Consider the following 17,081-nt stretch of genomic DNA (forward strand, 5'->3'; position numbering starts at 1 on the left):
GCCTCCTTAATTCGTCACACGCAAGACCGAATAGACGTCCGGAATCGATTTGATTCGTTCGACCACACGGTTCAGATGTGAGATATGCGGAATCATGATGGACAGGTTGATCGTCGCAATCTTGTCTTTATCTGCACGGCCGCTCACAGCAGTAATGGTTGTTTTCGTTTCACTGACCATGTGCATGACTTCGTTGATCAACCCTGTTCGGTCATACGCCTGCACTTCGATGTCAATTTGATATGCTTTGTTGTCCGGCGATCCTGCATTTTCCCATTCCACCGAGATCAGCCGATCATTTGCCTCAGAGTGGATGTTCGGGCAATCTGTCCGGTGAACTGAAACGCCGCGCCCTTTGGTAATAAACCCAATAATGTCGTCGCCCGGAACCGGGTTGCAGCATTTTGACAAGCGGATCATCATGTTGTCGATGCCCCGGACAATGACGCCTGAGTCGGTTTGCTTTTTCGGTGTATTGGATTTCATTTCAACGGTAATTTTTTCAAGCGCTTCTTCCTGCTCACGCTTTTTGCGCATTTTTTCAGCCAGGCGGTTGACGACTTGCTGTGCGGTAATGCCGGTAAATCCGACTGCTGCATACATGTCGTCTTCCCCTGCAAAATTGAATTTTTCGCAGACGCGCTTAATGTTTTCATTTGTCAGCACTTCTTTGATCGGGAATTCTTGTGCCTTGATTTCTTTTTCGATCATGTCCCGGCCTTTTTGCACATTGTCTTCACGCAATTGCTTTTTAAAGAATTGCTTGATTTTGTTTTTGGTCTGCGTTGACTTGGCAATCTTCAGCCAGTCGCGGCTTGGACCAAATGACTGCTTGGAGGTCAAGATTTCCACAATATCTCCGGTATGCAGTTCGGTATCGAGCGGGGCCATTTTGCCGTTGATTTTGGCTCCGATGGTTTTATTGCCGATTTCCGAGTGGACACGGTACGCAAAATCGATTGGGCAAGAGCCAGCCGGCATTTCAATCACGTCGCCTTTTGGTGAAAAGACGTAAACCATATCGGAAAACAAATCGTATTTTAAGGATTCCATGAATTCTTCTGCATTGTCCGATTCGTTTTGGAAATCCAAAATTTCACGGAACCAGGACAAACGTGAATCAACCGAGCTTTTCGGCTTGTCGATGGTTTTGCCTTCTTTGTATGCCCAATGCGCCGCCACCCCGTATTCGGCGATGCGGTGCATTTCTTCGGTTCGGATCTGCACTTCAAGCGGATCGCCTTGCGGACCAATCACGGTTGTATGGAGCGACTGGTACAGATTTTGTTTCGGCATGGCGATATAGTCTTTAAAGCGGCCAGGCATCGGCTTCCATGTGGAATGAATAATGCCAAGCACAGCATAGCAATCCTTTATGCTGTCGACTGTGATCCGGACTGCCAATAGGTCATAGATTTCGTTAAATTGCTTGTTTTGAATCGCCATTTTCCGGTATATGCTGTAAATATGTTTTGGGCGGCCGAAAAGATCCGCCTGAATGTCGACTTCGTCGAGCTGTGTGCGGATCTCACTTATCACATTATTTAAATAGTCTTCCCGTTCGGTCCGTTTCTTTTTCATCAAATTGACGATTCGGTAATACTGCTGCGGGTTCAAGTAGCGCAACGCCGTATCTTCCAGTTCCCATTTGATGGTATTGATGCCAAGCCGGTGCGCAATCGGGGCAAAGATTTCCAGCGTTTCATTGGCTTTGATGCGCTGTTTTTCAACGGTCTGGTATTTTAAGGTCCGCAGATTGTGCAGACGGTCCGCCAATTTGATCAAAATGACACGGATGTCCTGTGCCATCGCCACAAACATTTTGCGGTGGTTTTCCGCCTGCTGCTCTTCTTTGGACAAGTACTTGATCTTGCTTAGTTTGGTCACACCGTCGACGAGCATTGCCACTTCTTCATCGAAATCACGGACAATGTCTTCACGGCTGACTTCTGTATCTTCCACGACGTCATGCAAAAAGCCCGCTGCTACGGTAGCTGGATCCATTTGCAATTCTGCAAGAATCCCAGCCACCTGCACCGGATGTACGATATACGGCTCACCAGATTTTCGAAATTGTCCCATGTGAGCATCGTAAGCTACCTGGTAAGCCTTCTTAATCGTTTTTACATGATCGGCATTCATATAAGACGCAACCATTTCAAATACATCTTCAGCTGTTCTTACTTGATCTTTAGCCATAATTGCCCACCTTGCTTTAAATTTTTCCAAAAGTATATCTTTCTATTATAAAAAACAAAGTGGTTAAATGTAAAGCTTTGTTAGCTCTGCTCCATCACTTTAATAAATTCACGCAAGTAATCCGGCAGATCGGGCGGACGGCGGCTCGACACAAGATGGCCATCAACCACTACCGGCTCATCCAGCCATTCCGCGCCGGCATTGGTCATATCGTCTTTTATACCCGGCGTGCTGGTGACTTTTCGTCCGTTTAAAATATTGGCGGACACAAGCACCCAGCCTGCGTGGCAAATTTGCCCAATCGGCTTTTTCTGTTGATCCATTCGGCGTACCAGGTCCAAAACTTCCGGAAAACGGCGGATTTTGTCCGGCGCCCAACCACCTGGAACAAGAATGGCATCGTATTCTTTCGCGAGTGCTTCTCCGTAGGACAAATCAGAAGTCGCCGGAACACCGTATTTGCCAATATAATCCACACCGGTTTCTTCTCCGGCAAGTTCTACTTCCGCCCCTTCTTCACGCAATCTTAAAATTGGGTACCACAGTTCCAAATCCTCGAATTCATGATGTACAAAACTCAATACTTTTTTACCCGTCAATCTCATAATATTGCCTCCTTTTTTTGTTAAAGCAGATGTGAACTGCGCTTTCTGATTTCTTCCAAATGGACAAGCTCGCTGCCTTTTCCAACCGCAACCGCCTGTTCAGCTGAACCGATGCTGACCAGATTTTGCACCCGAACATTGCGGGCGCTTTGTTCACCACCGGCAATCGAAACGTCTGCTGCAGCCGTCTTAAAATCACGAATAACACCATTTGTTAACGATACATAGCCTGCACGATATTGAATGGCAGCGGCCGGTTGCCGCTTGTAGTCGTGATTCGGATTTCCGATGAATAAAAATCGGTTGATGGCGACGTTTCGGTAGCCCGACACCACCAAACAGCGCGGAGAGGAACCTTCGTACAACGGCGTTTCAATCGGTTCAATCGCTACCAGCCGTTGAGCCAGTATATTAAACGCCGACCGCGATTCCGGATCGTCTTTTTTGTGATGGCCTATATGGCGGAAATTAAAGGACCGGTTGTCGTGGATTGATAAATGACCTGAAATGTGGACGCCTGTTGCAGCTGAAGAATTGGCATGTGCCTTGACTTCAATGCCTCCGAAACAACGGCTGCTCGAATTGTTGGCCAGCCAGACGTGCCGGGACCCGTCATCTATTTCAAAACCGTTTGAATTGGAGAATCCCAGTGCATGCGCCCGTCCACTCGGATCGCTGAAATGCGAATTGGAAACAAATATATAATCGCTGTGATGCGTTGTTAAGCCATCATCTCCAAAACCGGAGCCGCTGACGCCGTCGAGCCAGACAAACCGGCTGCCCCCCTTGCCCCGCATGCCGTCTCCGGAATAGTTATAAAGAGGGGCTGTAATGTCAAAACAATGCAGACCCGGATTGAGTGCTTCCACGTCTTTCACCCATCCGTATGTGACATGCGCAAAGGTCAGGCAGCTGGAATGATTGCCTCCTGCACTGGTGTTTTTAATATCGCCAAGGCGTTCAATATGCCAATCCAAGGTCAGCTCTTCCACAGAAATGTTGCGGTTGCCGGACACATAATTGCTGTTGGTTAAAAGACGCGCCTTTCGTGGTGCCTTTGCTTGCAGCTTGATAACAGTCTGTCCTTTGCCGGCACCAATCAGCCGAGTCCAAGACGGCAGCTGCAAGCCGTCCACCATAAAGATGCCCGCCGGCACCTTCACTTCCACTGCTCCTTTGCCAAAAGCTTTTTTAAAAGCATCAGTACAGTCGGTTTCTCCGTCCCCTACAGCACCAAATTCCCTGACATCCACACGCCGCTGAATTGTCGATTCCAGTTTCCGGTATTCACTGTCCAACCGTTCTTTCCACTCAGGGTAAAGCTGTTGGCCAGAAACATTGGTTTTAAAACCATGTTCATCTTCAAGTGAAAACTCTTCTGCAAACAAAGACCATAGCCGTTCTTTAAAATTCATTTTTTGCTTGGCGTGTTTGCTGACAGCGAAATCTTTTTTGATGGCCTTAAAGAATTGTTCTGTCTCACGGGTGATCCTTTCCAGAGGTGTACGGTCGTCCAGCAATTGGTCAATCCATGCAGCGTTCAAACGAGGATCATGCTCTTTTATCAGTTCCATCATCCAGTCACCTCCAGTCCCATACTTGCTCTTATTTCCATACCCTTCATGATAGAAAAAAATCCCTCCACCTGTAAAGGCAGAGAGATTCCGTATTAATATTGCATTAAAGTTGTTACGTCGTAGCCATCCAAATTTTTGCGGCCATCCAGATAAGTCAACTCGATCAAAAATGCACAGCCAACAACGATTCCGCCAAGCTGTTCAACTAAGTTGATGGTCGCGCCAATTGTGCCGCCAGTAGCCAGCAGGTCATCAGTAATTAACACACGCTGTCCCGGTTTGATGGCGTCTTTGTGCATCGTTAATACATCTGTTCCGTATTCAAGGCCATATTGCGCACGAATCACTTCGCGGGGCAATTTGCCTTCTTTGCGGACTGGAGCAAAGCCAAGTTCAAGCGCATAAGCCACGGGACATCCGATGATAAATCCGCGTGCTTCCGGCCCTACAATAATCTCAGCGTTTACTGTTTTTGCGTATTCAACGATTTGGTCCGTTGCATACTTATAAGCAGTTCCGTCATCCATCAGCGATGTGATGTCCTTAAAACGGATTCCTGGTTTTGGCCAATCTTCTACAATCGTAATATACTTCTTCAAATCCATATTTCTTCCTCCTTGGCAGACACTTTCGCATCGAACCACTCTTTTAAATCTTTATAAGATGCGTACAAAAGCTTCTGCTCCAGAGCAATTTGCTGCTCGCGCTTTTTGTAAATCGGCGCTTCCGACAAATCCTGTTTGCTTGGCGATTGGGCAATCTCGGTAATACCATTGTTAAGTGTAACAAAACCGAGTTCAAAAAACACCTGCAGCATGAAAAATAATGATTCACGCGTCCAACCTTTGTGTTTAGCCAACTCTTCGCTGTGTTTATTAAAATCGAAGGTTCCTCGTTTTTTGATAAAGGCAAACAGCCATTTGAATTGTTCCCGCGTCGGAATCTGCTCGAAATACTGCGAATCTTTGGCATGGAAATGGGCGTAAATGCGTTTCGGCTTTAATGCGGCCAATACAGACGCCAATTGCTCTTCCGATTCCGGCAAATCCAACAGCACCAAATGGTCTTTAGTGCCGGGCAAATTATTTAATTGAGCCACCGTCACAATTGGCTCCGACAGAAAGGATTGGAACAAAGCAGGCGTATCCTCGTTAAATGCCAGAAAAACTTGGTTTTCCTGCGGAATCAACTTGGACCATCGCGACACTTGGCGGATGCCACGAATGTCGAAGAGCTGCCATTGATCGGTCCGGACATCTTCCACCATCAACTGCGGCTTTTTTCGACCGTTCCATTCATTGATCTGCAAATCGCCAATAACATCAATTTTTACGTCCGGCGTCAATTCGTCACCGATTGGTCCAATGCCGAATCCCACAGCGTCCAACGTGGCGGCATGCTGCGTCAGTTCCATTTTCAAATGATTTTGCGCCGCTCCAATTTTGCGGATAGAAGCCACTTTGACGCCTTCCAGGTAAAACTTCGGTTTCGCAAATCCCATGCCGAATGGTGCCAAGAGCCGCATGGATTCAATCGCCGTAATATCGATTTCATCCAAGCGCAATGGAATATCAATTTCCACTACCGGCAGCAAATCTTCTTCAGTCAAGCTTGCTTTAGCCTGTTCGTTTAGCCGCTCGCGCAGATCATCCACATCACTCGCTTCCAGCGTCATGCCGGCTGCCATCGGGTGGCCCCCGAAATGAGGCAGGATATCGCGGTTTTTTGCCAATTCGTTGTACAAATGAAATCCTTCAATGCTGCGGGCAGAACCTTTCGCTTTGCCGGTTTCTGGAATCAGCGACAACACAATGGACGGGCGATAGTATTTCTCGGTCAGTTTGGATGCCACAATGCCGACGACGCCAGGATTCCAGCCTTCTTGTGCTACGACAATGACGTGAGGCGATCCATCCGGATAACGCTGCTCTACTTGCTGTATCGCTTCTTCCGAAATTTGTTTAACAATAGCCTGACGTTCTTTGTTGAGTACGTCCAGCCCGGATGCGAGCGAACGTGCTTCAGCCGGATCTTCTGTCAGAAACATTTGGACAGCAGGATCGGCATCCTGCAGTCGGCCAATGGCGTTGATGCGCGGGCCAAACATAAAGCCGAGCGTTTCTTCAGTAATGTCCTGCTGTTTGACACCCGACACTTCGCACAATGCAGCAATGGCCGGGCTTGGCGAATCAATCAAAGCGGCAAGCCCTTCTTTGACAAACAACCGGTTTTCGCCATGCAGCGGAACCAAGTCCGCAACCGTGCCAATCGCCGTCAATTCAATCAAGTGATCTGGGATTTCTTCATACAAAGCATGCGCTATTTTAAATGCGACTCCAACTCCTGCCAGTTCACCAAAAGGATAGCTGCCTTCAGGGTGGCGCGGGTGAACGACGGCCAAGGCATTCGGCATTTGGTCTCCGATGTCATGGTGGTCGCTGATGATAACATCCATCCCCAGACCATTCGCAAAATCAACTTGCTCGATGCCGGAAATGCCATTATCGACAGTGACAATCAGCTTGGTGCCGTTGTCAAATGCCTGCTGGAACAATTCGCTATTCGGTCCGTAGCCATGTTTAAAGCGGTTCGGGATCATAAAGGACACATCTGCTCCCAAATCCTGCAATACGGTCATCATTGCGGTTGTGCTGGTCACGCCATCTGCGTCGTAATCACCATAGACTACAATTTTTTCCTGATTTTCGATCGCTTCACGAATGCGTTCAACTGCCACATCCATATCCTTCATTAAATAGGGATCGTGTATGGCGCTGGCGTCCATCTGCATAAAGGAACGCGCTGATGCTGCCGTATTTAAACCGCGCGTCACCAAAATCTTGGCCAGCACTGATGATATCTTCAATTCTTTTTGGATTTCTTCTACTGCTTTTTCATCGGGCGTCGTCAAACGCCACCTCTTTTTGGATTCAATCATTGCTTTCACTTCCTCACCGGTTCATTATACAGCAAAAAAACGCAGACAAAAACCTTTCGGCAACTGCACCGAAAGGTTCATCTTTTAAATTTCTTCTTTTTTCAGTTCATCGCTGGTGACGATCTGTGCATCCGGCACGACACCGGCTTTTTGATACTCGCCAATTTCGTTTTGCTGAGTTGCGATCAAAGTTTCTTTAACCGCCATCTCTTTTTGCAAAGCTTTGATTTTGCGCTGCATTTGGTATTGGCGCATGATTGCCAGCACGCCGCTCAGCAAAAATCCAAGCAAAGCAGATGCCAGAATAACCAAAATCAACGGCCATTGCGCTTCACCAAATACGTAGTTGACCGGTACTTCGTCAACATTCACAACAGCGAATACGGCAATGATTACTGCAAAAACAAGTCCAAGTAAAATAAGCCATTGTAATTTCATTGTCAATTCTCCTTTCAGAATAAAAAAATGGAACAAGGTCATTTTATCTATACCCTGTTCCATTTCAAATTGAAACTTATACTACAGGCTCATCAGAACCCCATTTGCTTTCCTGGTCTTTTTTCTCAATATCGATTGGTCCTTTTTTCTTCAGCTCGCCTTTTTTCAAGACTAACCAAAGCTGGGATGCGATAAAGATTGAAGAATACGTACCGGCAATCAAGCCGATCAATAAAGCGATGGAGAAGTTAGTAATCGACGGTGCACCGAAGATCAACAATGCAATAACAACCAATACAACTGTCATTACAGTATTGACGGAACGACCGAGTGTTTGGCGCAACGATACGTTAACGACATTCTCCAACTGCTCGACTGTATCGATTTTCTTCATACGCTTCATATTTTCACGGATTCGGTCAAATGTCACGATGGTGTCATTGATTGAATAACCCACAATAGTCAGGACAGCTGCAATAAAGGTGATGTCCACCTCAAGGCGAAGCAGGCTGAACACAGCAACAATAAAGAATGCATCATGCACCAATGCGACGACAGACGCCACACCCATACGCCATTCAAACCGGAAAGCAACATAAATGATGATCCCTAGAGCTGCAATCGCCAATGCATACATGGCATTTTTTGCAAGTTCCTCACCAACTGTCGGAGATACCGTTGAAATGTTTGGTTCAGAACCAAATTCTTCCACAGCGACTGCTTTCAGGCCATTGATTTCTTCCTGGCTGAATTCTTCATTAAACCGGGCTACACCGAGATTGGCTTCATCACCCGAGATAACAATATCTTCCGTTTCATAGCCTGCACCGTCTAGGAAGCTTTGCACTTCTTCTTTCGTCAATGCTGATTCTGAAGCGATCTCAACACGGGTACCACTTGAAAAGTCGATACCCAGATTCAGGCGGAATACACCAAGAACGGCCATTCCTGCCACAATCAGCACGATCGAAGCCAAGAAGAACTTATTGCGGTTGCCCGCAAAATCAAAACGATCAAAACGTGTCGTAAGATCGGTAATTTCCAGCTCTTCTTGTTTGGTGTGAATGAGTGATTTCTTTAATCCAAACAAGCCAAATTTGTTGTCGAGTGCACCGCTGTTGACCCATAAGCCCAAAAGCAAACGCGATCCCCAGACAGCTGTTAAGAAACTGGCTAAAATTGAAATGATTAATAGTGTCGCAAAACCTTTAACTGAGCTTGTTCCGTAATAAAACAGGACGGCAGCTGCCAGCAAGGTTGTCACGTTCGCATCAATAATTGCCGAGAACGATGAACGCGCACCTACCTTAAAGGCCTCTTTAACTGTCTTGCCGACGCGCATTTCTTCACGGATCCGCTCGTACGTGATGATGTTGGCATCTACTGCCATCCCGACACCGAGCATAATTGCCGCGATTCCAGGGAGCGTCAACACGCCGCCGATCCATTCAAACACCAACAAGATCAAGTAAACATAAGCCGATAAGGTAACGACAGCAATGGCGCCTGGCAAGCGGTAATAAACCAGCATGAACAACAGAACCAAGGCAATCCCGACAGCCGCTGCGACCATGGTTTGGTCAAGCGCCTCTTCACCAAACTGCGCTCCTACCGAAGTTGAATAGATTTCTTCCAAACTTACCGGCAAAGCACCGGCATTCAGGATTCCTGATAAGTTCTGCGTTTCTTCCACAGTGAACGATCCAGAAATTTCAACAGTTGGCGATGAAATTCGCTGCTGCACACTTGGTGCTGAAACAAATTTAGGATCTGCCTTCAAACGTTCTTCTGCGAAAGAATCCACGCCTTCTTCAAAATCCAGCCAGATGACCAATACATTATCCGGTGCCGGCATTTGAGAAACGGTTTCGGTTACTTCTGCAAATTTGCCTGGATCGTTCAATTCCAAAGTAACAATCGGATTGCCGTTTTGGTCAAACGTTCCAGTTGCGCCGCCTTGGCTCAAGTCATTTCCGGCAAGCAGCAAGTTGTCTTCTGCATCGCGGAACGTCAGATTGGCTTCAGTCGACAGCAATTCACGCGCCGAAGCTTGATCCTCGACTCCCGCCAATTGGACACGGATGCGGTTTTCGCCTTCAATTTGGATCACCGGTTCGCTGACGCCGAGCACGTTGATTCGGTTCATCAATGCGTCTGTTGTATCCGTCAGTACGCTTTCCGTAATTTCTGAGCCATCCAAAGTTTCTACTTCATAGAGCACTTCAAAGCCGCCCTGAAGATCCAAGCCTAATCGAATGTCTTTTGCGATGGGTAAACTTGTGGTGCCAATGATTCCTATCAGTACAATAACCAGTAAGAAAAAGGCAATAATGCGACCTCTTGCTTTCATATGTAAACTTCCTCCTCGGGTGTGTAAAACACAGCACTATCATTATGAAACAGCCGCTGATTGCTGTCAAATCGAACTGGATGGATTGAATGAAAAATCAGTTTTCATTGTTCAAAGCAATCTCTTTCAAAACCAAATTTTATAGACAATCCATACCAGCTATGTTGTTTTTTTCGGGGACGGACGCAAGAGATGTCCGATATTTTCTAATGTGCTGTCATCGTTCCAACGGGCTTTTTTCAGCTCTTCCACTTGGTGGTAAGCCAGAAAGTCCGAAGCGGTCATGTCCATAATATCATTAATCATTTCGTAGAGATGCATTGTATCTATGTCTTTTTTTCGCCATTTTTTTTTGACACAAAATTCCCATAGGTCTTCTTCTGTAAACGTATCGTATTGAAAATGGTGAAATTCGCTGCTTTTGCTTTGAAGCGCCGGCAGAACAAACTCAAATTGTTCCGTATAACTCGCCATGCATGGACTCCTTTCCACCTTACTACACCTATTGTACCTCGTAACTGGAAAATTTAGAATAAGGACATTATCTTCATTAAAAAAACGCCTTCAAAATCGAAGGCGAGCTTTTACTTGTTTTTAGATTGTTGATTTTGCTGATTCTACAACACGTGCGATTGCTTGACGCTCGAACTGCATGCGCGTGCCGTCAGCTACAGTAATGTAGATAGTTGCATCGTCCACTGCATCTACAAGGCCGTGCAATCCGCCAATCGTTACAATGCGGTCGCCACGTCTCAATTCAGTCTGCATGTTCTTAGTTGCTTTTTGGCGTTTTTGGGCAGGACGGATGATGAAAAACCACATTAGCAAGAACATTAATAGTAAAGGTGATAACGCAATTAAAGTTTCCATTATTCATTTTCCCCCTTTCACTTTCTCTATTCTCGTGCAAACTCAGAAATTTTTTGCATTAGGTTTATTGAAACCGTAAGCTTCAAAAAATTCTTCGCGGAAATCTCCCAGGCGGTCTTCGCGAATTGCTTGACGCACCTGTCCCATTAAGTTTAACAGAAATTGCAGGTTATGATAACTAGTAAGCCTAATTCCAAACGTTTCATCTGCACGAATCAAGTGATGGACGTATGCACGCGAATAATTTGTGCATGTATAGCAATCGCATTTGTCGTCAATCGGTCCAAAATCACGTTTGAACGCGGCGTTTTTGATATTCAATCGGCCGGTGCTTGTCATCAAGGTACCATTGCGGGCAATGCGAGTCGGCAAGACGCAATCAAACATGTCAATGCCGCGAATCGCGCCGTCGATCAAGGAATCGGGTGAACCGACGCCCATCAAGTAACGCGGTTTGTCGGCAGGCATTAACGGCGTCGTAAATTCCAGCGCACGGTTCATGACGTCTTTCGGTTCGCCGACCGATAATCCGCCGATTGCGTAACCGGGGAAATCAAGCGACACAAGGTCCCGTGCACTTTGTTTGCGCAAGTCTTCAAACTCGCCGCCTTGGATAATGCCGAACAATCCTTGGTCCGCTTTGCGTTCGTGTGCTTCCAAGCAGCGTTCTGCCCAGCGGGAAGTCCGTTCAACACTGGACTTCATGTAGTCATGCGTTGCCGGGAACGGCGGACATTCGTCAAAAGCCATCATGATATCAGAACCAAGGTCGTTTTGGATCTGCATCGCCTTTTCCGGGCTTAAGAACAGTTTGTCGCCGTTCATATGGTTGCGGAAATGGACACCTTCTTCTTTAATGTTGCGGAATTCGCTCAACGAAAACACTTGGAAGCCGCCCGAATCCGTTAAGATCGGACGATCCCAGTTCATGAACTTATGTAAGCCGCCTGCTTCTTTGATGATGTCATTGCCGGGGCGCAGCCATAAATGGTACGTGTTGCTCAAGATGATGCCGGCGTTCATGGCTTTCAGTTCTTCAGGTGACATGGTTTTGACTGTCGCCTGTGTGCCAACGGGCATAAATGCCGGTGTTTCAAACGAACCGTGCGGCGTGTGGACAATGCCCAGGCGCGCACCGGTTTGTTTGCAGGTTTTGATGTGTTCGTACGTTACTGCTGCTGTCATGGGTGAGTCTCCTTTTTCTGTGGTTCAATGAACATCGCATCTCCAAAACTGAAGAAACGGTAGCGTTCATCAACGGCTTGTTGATAGGCGTTTAAAATATGGTCGCGGTTGGATAAAGCACTGACCAGCATAACCAAAGTGGATTTCGGCAAATGGAAATTGGTGATTAGGCCATCGATGGCTTTGAATTCATAGCCCGGGAAAATGAAAATATCGGTCCAGCCGCTGTCTTCCTGCAATTCGCCGCCAAATTTCTGCGCAACTGATTCCAGGGTGCGTGTCGACGTAGTGCCAACTGACACAATGCGGCCCCCCTGTTGTCTGGTTTGATTGATCAAATCAGCTGTTTCCTTGCTGATGCGGTAAAATTCCGAGTGCATTTCGTGGTCTTCGATCGAATCGACCGACACCGGACGAAACGTGCCGAGCCCGACATGCAGCGTAATAAACGCAATGTGGACACCTTTTGCACGAATTTCTTCCAAAAGCTCGTCGGTAAAATGAAGTCCGGCTGTTGGTGCTGCCGCACTTCCCCGCTCTTTGGCAAAAACAGTTTGGTAGCGATCCTGATCTTCCAGCTTTTCACGGATATAAGGCGGCAAGGGCATTTCACCCAATTGGTCCAGAATTTCGTAGAAAATGCCGTCGTAGATCATTTTGAAATGACGTCCGCCATGGTCAAGGATGCCGGTGCATTCTGCACGCAGCAAGCCCTCGCCAAAAGAAACGACGGTTCCAACTTTGACTTTTTTCGCCGGTTTGACCAAGGTTTCCCAAACGTCATCTTCAATTTGCTTGAGCAGCAGCAACTCAATATTGGCGCCCGTGTCTTCTTTAACGCCCATGAGGCGCGCTGGAAGCACCCGTGTGTCATTTAAAACGAGCGTGTCACCTTTATGCAAGTATTCGATAATATCGCGAAAATGGCGGTGTTCCGTGTCTCCAGTGATTTTGTTCATGACCAATAACCGGCTCGACGTACGATCAAGCAGCGGCGTTTGGGCAATCAATTCCTCTGGCAGTTCAAAATCAAAGTCTTGTACATTTAACGTTGTGGGTGGTGTGTTTAGTTTAGTCATTCAGGCATCTCCATTTTAAAGTGTTCATAGGCTAGTGGCGTTACGGTGCGGCCTCTCGGTGTTCGCTGGATAAACCCAATTTGCAGCAAGTACGGCTCGTAGACGTCTTCAATCGTCGTCGACTCTTCGCCGATGCTGGCAGCGATCGTATCCAATCCAACCGGACCACCGCGGAAGCGCTCAATCATGCCCGTCAATAATTTATGGTCAATATGATCCAATCCAAGCGGATCAACTTGCAGCATTTCCAGTGCCTGCTCAGCCATGTCCATCGTAATCGAACCGGTTCCGCGCACTTGCGCATAATCGCGGACGCGCTTCAGCAAACGGTTGGCAATACGCGGGGTCCCGCGAGAACGGCGTGCAATTTCAACAGCAGCATTCGGATCGATGTCTGCTTCGAACAGTTTCGAACTACGGACAACGATTTCCGTTAACGCTTCCGTGTCGTAATAATCAAGCCGGGATAAAACGCCAAAACGGTCACGCAACGGTGCCGACAAGGCGCCTGCACGTGTTGTCGCACCGATTAACGTAAATGGCGGCAGATCCAACCGGACAGAGCGCGCGGTTGGCCCTTTGCCGACCACAATGTCCAAACAGAAGTCTTCCATTGCGGGATACAGCACTTCTTCGATTGACCGGTTCAAGCGATGAATTTCATCAATGAACAAAACATCTCCAGGTTCCAATGATGACACGATGGCCGCCAAGTCGCCAGGCCGTTCAATGGCAGGGCCACTGGTCATTTTGATGTTGACTTCCATTTCATTAGCAATAACCGCTGCAAGTGTCGTTTTTCCGAGTCCAGGAGGCCCATACAACAGGACATGGTCCAGACTTTCCTGGCGCATTTTTGCAGCTTCGATGAAAATTTGCAAATTGTGTTTTACGGTATGCTGGCCAATGTACTGACCCAGCAATTGCGGGCGAAGCGATTGTTCAAAGCGCTCATCAAACTCCGAAATTTCACTGTCTATGATGCGTTCTTCCATGCCGTTCGCCTCCTTTCATCAAGTTTGTTTAAGCAATAGCTGCAAAGCTTTTTTCATAAAGCCTTCTGTATCAAGATCGAGATCCCGCAGCTGCGGTTTAACTTTCGTAATTTCGCGTTCTGAGTAGCCGAGTGCACCAAGTGCCAGCATTGCTTCTTCCAGTTCTGCTTGGTCGTTCGACAACAAAGTATGGGACTCTTCCGGATCGAAAGGATCGCCGAAAAACTCGGTCAGCTTGCCTTTCAAGTCCAGAATCATTTGGCGTGCCGTTTTTTTGCCGACTCCAGGGAATTTCACCAAATAGGTTTCATCTTCCCGTTCGATCGCTTCGATGACGTGCTGCGGCTGGCCGCTTGCCAGAATCGCCAGCGCACCTTTGGGGCCGATGCCGGATACGGAGATCAGCTTGCGGAACAACTCGCGCTGCTCCAGTGTTGGAAATCCGAACAACAGCTGCGCATCTTCCCGAATGTGGTGGTGCAGGAAAACTTGCAGCTCGTCTGAACCGAATGAATACGGATTTGGCGCAAAAATCTGCCAGCCGATTCCTTGCTGTTCTATCACTAAATATTCCGGCGTTACGCGTGTAACCTTGCCTTTTATGTAATCGTACATGGACAGTCTCTCCTTTAATTCAACTCCATGATTATACCATATTCAGCCGCTTTAGACGAAATAAACCCGTTGCTGTTCGGCACATGATAAGATAAAGGGAACGAGTTGATAAGCGAGGGATCTCTATGAAAAAATTACTCGGCGAACAGCGGCGCCAATTTCTGCTGGAAAAAATTAAAACGTCTGCGCTGCCGATGACCGGCAGCGAATTAGCAGCGCTGGCAAATGTGTCGCGCCAAGTTATTGTCGGTGACATGACGCTGTTAAAAGCAAAAGGCGAGCCCATTATTGCCACGAGCCAAGGCTATTTATTTCTGGCCCGCCAAGTAAACGAAGAAGCAAGCCGACGCATTGCTTGCCGGCATCAGCCTGAAGACACCGAACGCGAACTAAAGCTGCTTGTAGAGTCAGGCGTTACGGTCAAAGACGTGTCAATTGAGCATCCGGTGTACGGCGAACTAACAGCAGGCATCCATGTCTCGAGCGCTCAAGACGTTGATGCGTTTATGAAGCGCGTGCGCGACACCGGTGCCAGCTACCTGCTCGAACTGACTGACGGCACGCATCTTCACACAATCACAGCTTCTGACAACGCGACGCTTGAAAAAGCCGTCAACGGAATGCGGGAAAATGGCTTTTTGCTGGAAGAAAGTGAATAAGTATTTGTGAACCTATGAACCCGCATTGTGCGGGATTGTGGGTTTTTTTATTTGTTCAAACTTAGACAGTTCGGCTTATTGAGTTCGCTTTTTCACATCGCTTCGGTCGCTTAGGGCATAGCTTCAGCCCGAAGAGCAGGATTTGCTATAAAGCTCAAAAATTTCCTATCCCTTCTACAAACATGAAAGTCCCGCAGCGTTTAGGCTGCGGGACTTTCATGTTTTATTTATACGTATAATACGAACCTAAAGTTTTCACTGTACAGCCAATTGCCGACAACTCTTCGAACGCCCCACGCATCATCGTGTCGCTTTCGTCTGCCAGCACATCGGCGATAAAAAAGTAATCGCCAAGGCCAGTTTTGAGTGGACGCGACTCGATTTTGCTCAAGTTCAACCGTCTCCACGCAAAGACCGACAAGATCTGGTGCAAGACGCCTGAACGGTCATCGTCGGGCGGCGTGATCATCAAGGTTGTTTTGACTTGATTGTCGTGTGCCGGATCGGTCAGCTTGTGGTCAGATTTCGACAAGACGAAAAAGCGCGTATGGTTAAAATGGAAATCGTGGATATCGCGCTGCAAAATGTCCAACCCGTATTTATGGGCGGAAAATTCATTGCCGATCGCCGCGATGTTGCGTTCCGGCAACTCGGAAACCATTTTCGCAGCAGCAGCCGTCGAGCTGTATTGCTCCAGAGGCGTATGTTTGTATGTATAAAAAAGGTATTTGTGGCATTGCGCCAATGCATGCGGATGCGAGTAAATCGCTTCAAACGATTCCGCGTTGCGGTTTTCCGGATGTACCAGTAAATGCTGCTCAATCGGTGACAAGACTTCAGCCGTCACATACAATTGCGCTTCATGAAACAAATAGTCCACTGTTAATGGAACAGATCCTTCCAACGCATTTTCCAGTGGCACGACAGCGTAGTCTACGCTGCCTTCTGCCACTGCTTCTATACATTCGGGGATGGTTGTAAATGGCACCAGGGTCTCTTCAGGAAAAACTTTGGTTGCCGCAAGATGAGTAAATGACGCTTCCGGCCCTAAATATGAAATTCTTTTTTTAACAGCTTGTCCAGTCATTTAAACATTCCTCCATTAAGATGATCCGCTTGATACCACATCTGCCGACTCGACAAAATCGAGTTTTTTCAGCTGATGCAAAAAGACGTCCAAATCCCCGTCCATCGCCGTTACATCCAAGGACAAGGTAACATTCGCACGCCCTTGGATTGGAATGGTCTGGTGGATGGTTAAAATATTGCAGCCGTTGTCGGCGACTGCCTGCAAAAGCGTCGCGAGCGTCCCTGAACGGTCTTCCAACTGCAGGAAAACCGTCAAGATCCGCTCTTTGACAATCGAATGGAACGGAAATACAGCGTCCCGATATTTATAAAACGCAGAGCGCGAAAGACCTGTTTTGTTGACCGCATCCATAATGGAAATGCGGTCGTTTTGCAGCATTTTTTTCACTTCAAGCGTTTTTTGCATCGCTTCTGTCAAAACGTCTTCACGCACCAAATAATACCGTTGTTCCGAAATATCCTTCATTCAAGTTACCTCCGCA

16 protein-coding genes are annotated in these 17,081 nt (G+C 47.3%); 1 reads left to right on the plus strand and 15 read right to left on the minus strand.

Going from position 1 to position 17,081, the window contains the following annotated elements; genetic code table 11:
- Positions 1-6 precede the first annotated feature (6 nt).
- From AC4EHK_RS10350 to ruvA, 13 genes are all read right to left on the minus strand, one after another.
- Positions 7-2,199 carry a RelA/SpoT family protein gene (locus AC4EHK_RS10350; protein ID WP_490978704.1) on the minus strand — a complete coding sequence of 731 codons (2,193 nt, stop codon included), beginning with the start codon at positions 2,197-2,199 and terminating at the stop codon, positions 7-9.
- 80 nt (positions 2,200-2,279) lie between these two features.
- Complete coding sequence (locus tag AC4EHK_RS10355) at positions 2,280-2,804, minus strand: type 1 glutamine amidotransferase domain-containing protein (RefSeq protein WP_490978705.1); 525 nt, start codon at positions 2,802-2,804, stop codon at positions 2,280-2,282.
- Positions 2,805-2,824: 20 nt separating this feature from the next.
- Positions 2,825-4,381, minus strand: coding sequence for a glycosyl hydrolase family 28-related protein (locus AC4EHK_RS10360; RefSeq protein WP_490978706.1), 1,557 nt, complete (start codon positions 4,379-4,381; stop codon positions 2,825-2,827).
- A 92-nt stretch (positions 4,382-4,473) separates the two neighbouring features.
- On the minus strand, positions 4,474-4,986 hold the full coding sequence (locus AC4EHK_RS10365) for an adenine phosphoribosyltransferase (protein WP_490978707.1): 513 nt from the start codon (positions 4,984-4,986) through the stop codon (positions 4,474-4,476).
- Entirely contained in the window at positions 4,977-7,319 is a 2,343-nt protein-coding gene (gene recJ, locus AC4EHK_RS10370) for a single-stranded-DNA-specific exonuclease RecJ (RefSeq protein ID WP_490978708.1), read from the minus strand. Before recJ ends, AC4EHK_RS10365 begins: the two co-directional genes overlap by 10 nt.
- 84 nt (positions 7,320-7,403) lie before the next feature.
- Positions 7,404-7,757, minus strand: coding sequence for a LapA family protein (locus tag AC4EHK_RS10375; protein WP_490978709.1), 354 nt, complete (start codon positions 7,755-7,757; stop codon positions 7,404-7,406).
- Positions 7,758-7,833: 76 nt separating this feature from the next.
- Entirely contained in the window at positions 7,834-10,107 is a 2,274-nt protein-coding gene (gene secDF / locus AC4EHK_RS10380; RefSeq protein WP_490978710.1) for a protein translocase subunit SecDF, read from the minus strand.
- Positions 10,108-10,266: 159 nt separating this feature from the next.
- Positions 10,267-10,581, minus strand: a complete 315-nt coding sequence (locus tag AC4EHK_RS10385; RefSeq protein ID WP_490978711.1) for a post-transcriptional regulator — start codon at positions 10,579-10,581, stop codon at positions 10,267-10,269.
- Between the two features lie 120 nt (positions 10,582-10,701).
- Complete coding sequence (gene yajC, locus AC4EHK_RS10390) at positions 10,702-10,977, minus strand: preprotein translocase subunit YajC (RefSeq protein ID WP_142827736.1); 276 nt, start codon at positions 10,975-10,977, stop codon at positions 10,702-10,704.
- A gap of 42 nt (positions 10,978-11,019) precedes the next feature.
- Positions 11,020-12,162, minus strand: a complete 1,143-nt coding sequence (gene tgt / locus AC4EHK_RS10395; protein WP_490978712.1) for a tRNA guanosine(34) transglycosylase Tgt — start codon at positions 12,160-12,162, stop codon at positions 11,020-11,022.
- Positions 12,159-13,241, minus strand: a complete 1,083-nt coding sequence (queA, locus tag AC4EHK_RS10400) for a tRNA preQ1(34) S-adenosylmethionine ribosyltransferase-isomerase QueA (protein ID WP_490978713.1) — start codon at positions 13,239-13,241, stop codon at positions 12,159-12,161. Before queA ends, tgt begins: the two co-directional genes overlap by 4 nt.
- On the minus strand, positions 13,238-14,236 hold the full coding sequence (ruvB, locus tag AC4EHK_RS10405; RefSeq protein ID WP_490978714.1) for a Holliday junction branch migration DNA helicase RuvB: 999 nt from the start codon (positions 14,234-14,236) through the stop codon (positions 13,238-13,240). The genes queA and ruvB overlap by 4 nt, the downstream gene beginning before the upstream one ends.
- A gap of 18 nt (positions 14,237-14,254) precedes the next feature.
- Positions 14,255-14,851: a Holliday junction branch migration protein RuvA gene (ruvA, locus tag AC4EHK_RS10410; RefSeq protein WP_490978715.1), complete on the minus strand. Its 597-nt coding sequence runs from the start codon at positions 14,849-14,851 to the stop codon at positions 14,255-14,257.
- A 125-nt stretch (positions 14,852-14,976) separates the two neighbouring features.
- Here ruvA and AC4EHK_RS10415 point away from each other — a divergent pair, with 125 nt between their 5' ends.
- Positions 14,977-15,510 (plus strand): transcription repressor NadR, encoded by a 534-nt coding sequence (locus AC4EHK_RS10415; protein ID WP_490978716.1) that lies wholly within the window; start codon positions 14,977-14,979, stop codon positions 15,508-15,510.
- Positions 15,511-15,733: 223 nt separating this feature from the next.
- On the opposite strand, the gene pheA is transcribed toward AC4EHK_RS10415, so the two are convergent.
- Both pheA and AC4EHK_RS10425 read right to left on the minus strand, forming a co-directional pair.
- The gene (pheA, locus tag AC4EHK_RS10420) at positions 15,734-16,597 is read right to left on the minus strand and encodes a prephenate dehydratase (RefSeq protein ID WP_490978717.1); all 864 of its coding nucleotides are present in this window, start codon (positions 16,595-16,597) and stop codon (positions 15,734-15,736) included.
- Positions 16,598-16,612: 15 nt separating this feature from the next.
- Positions 16,613-17,065, minus strand: coding sequence for an ACT domain-containing protein (locus tag AC4EHK_RS10425; RefSeq protein ID WP_490978718.1), 453 nt, complete (start codon positions 17,063-17,065; stop codon positions 16,613-16,615).
- Between the last annotated feature and the right edge of the window lie 16 nt (positions 17,066-17,081).

It is taken from the genome of Planococcus sp. TJ-307 (assembly GCF_058268435.1).

What these genes read in the sequence shown, in the direction of transcription:
- AC4EHK_RS10375 (WP_490978709.1), bottom strand. Translation starts at nt 7,757, where the DNA reads ATGAAATTACAATGGCTTATTTTACTTGGACTTGTTTTTGCAGTAATC.
- AC4EHK_RS10365 (WP_490978707.1), bottom strand. Translation starts at nt 4,986, where the DNA reads ATGGATTTGAAGAAGTATATTACGATTGTAGAAGATTGGCCAAAACCA.
- recJ (WP_490978708.1), bottom strand. Translation starts at nt 7,319, where the DNA reads ATGATTGAATCCAAAAAGAGGTGGCGTTTGACGACGCCCGATGAAAAA.
- pheA (WP_490978717.1), bottom strand. Translation starts at nt 16,597, where the DNA reads ATGACTGGACAAGCTGTTAAAAAAAGAATTTCATATTTAGGGCCGGAA.
- secDF (WP_490978710.1), bottom strand. Translation starts at nt 10,107, where the DNA reads ATGAAAGCAAGAGGTCGCATTATTGCCTTTTTCTTACTGGTTATTGTA.
- ruvA (WP_490978715.1), bottom strand. Translation starts at nt 14,851, where the DNA reads ATGTACGATTACATAAAAGGCAAGGTTACACGCGTAACGCCGGAATAT.
- AC4EHK_RS10360 (WP_490978706.1), bottom strand. Translation starts at nt 4,381, where the DNA reads ATGATGGAACTGATAAAAGAGCATGATCCTCGTTTGAACGCTGCATGG.
- AC4EHK_RS10350 (WP_490978704.1), bottom strand. Translation starts at nt 2,199, where the DNA reads ATGGCTAAAGATCAAGTAAGAACAGCTGAAGATGTATTTGAAATGGTT.
- AC4EHK_RS10355 (WP_490978705.1), bottom strand. Translation starts at nt 2,804, where the DNA reads ATGAGATTGACGGGTAAAAAAGTATTGAGTTTTGTACATCATGAATTC.
- AC4EHK_RS10415 (WP_490978716.1), top strand. Translation starts at nt 14,977, where the DNA reads ATGAAAAAATTACTCGGCGAACAGCGGCGCCAATTTCTGCTGGAAAAA.
- yajC (WP_142827736.1), bottom strand. Translation starts at nt 10,977, where the DNA reads ATGGAAACTTTAATTGCGTTATCACCTTTACTATTAATGTTCTTGCTA.
- queA (WP_490978713.1), bottom strand. Translation starts at nt 13,241, where the DNA reads ATGACTAAACTAAACACACCACCCACAACGTTAAATGTACAAGACTTT.
- AC4EHK_RS10425 (WP_490978718.1), bottom strand. Translation starts at nt 17,065, where the DNA reads ATGAAGGATATTTCGGAACAACGGTATTATTTGGTGCGTGAAGACGTT.
- AC4EHK_RS10385 (WP_490978711.1), bottom strand. Translation starts at nt 10,581, where the DNA reads ATGGCGAGTTATACGGAACAATTTGAGTTTGTTCTGCCGGCGCTTCAA.
- tgt (WP_490978712.1), bottom strand. Translation starts at nt 12,162, where the DNA reads ATGACAGCAGCAGTAACGTACGAACACATCAAAACCTGCAAACAAACC.
- ruvB (WP_490978714.1), bottom strand. Translation starts at nt 14,236, where the DNA reads ATGGAAGAACGCATCATAGACAGTGAAATTTCGGAGTTTGATGAGCGC.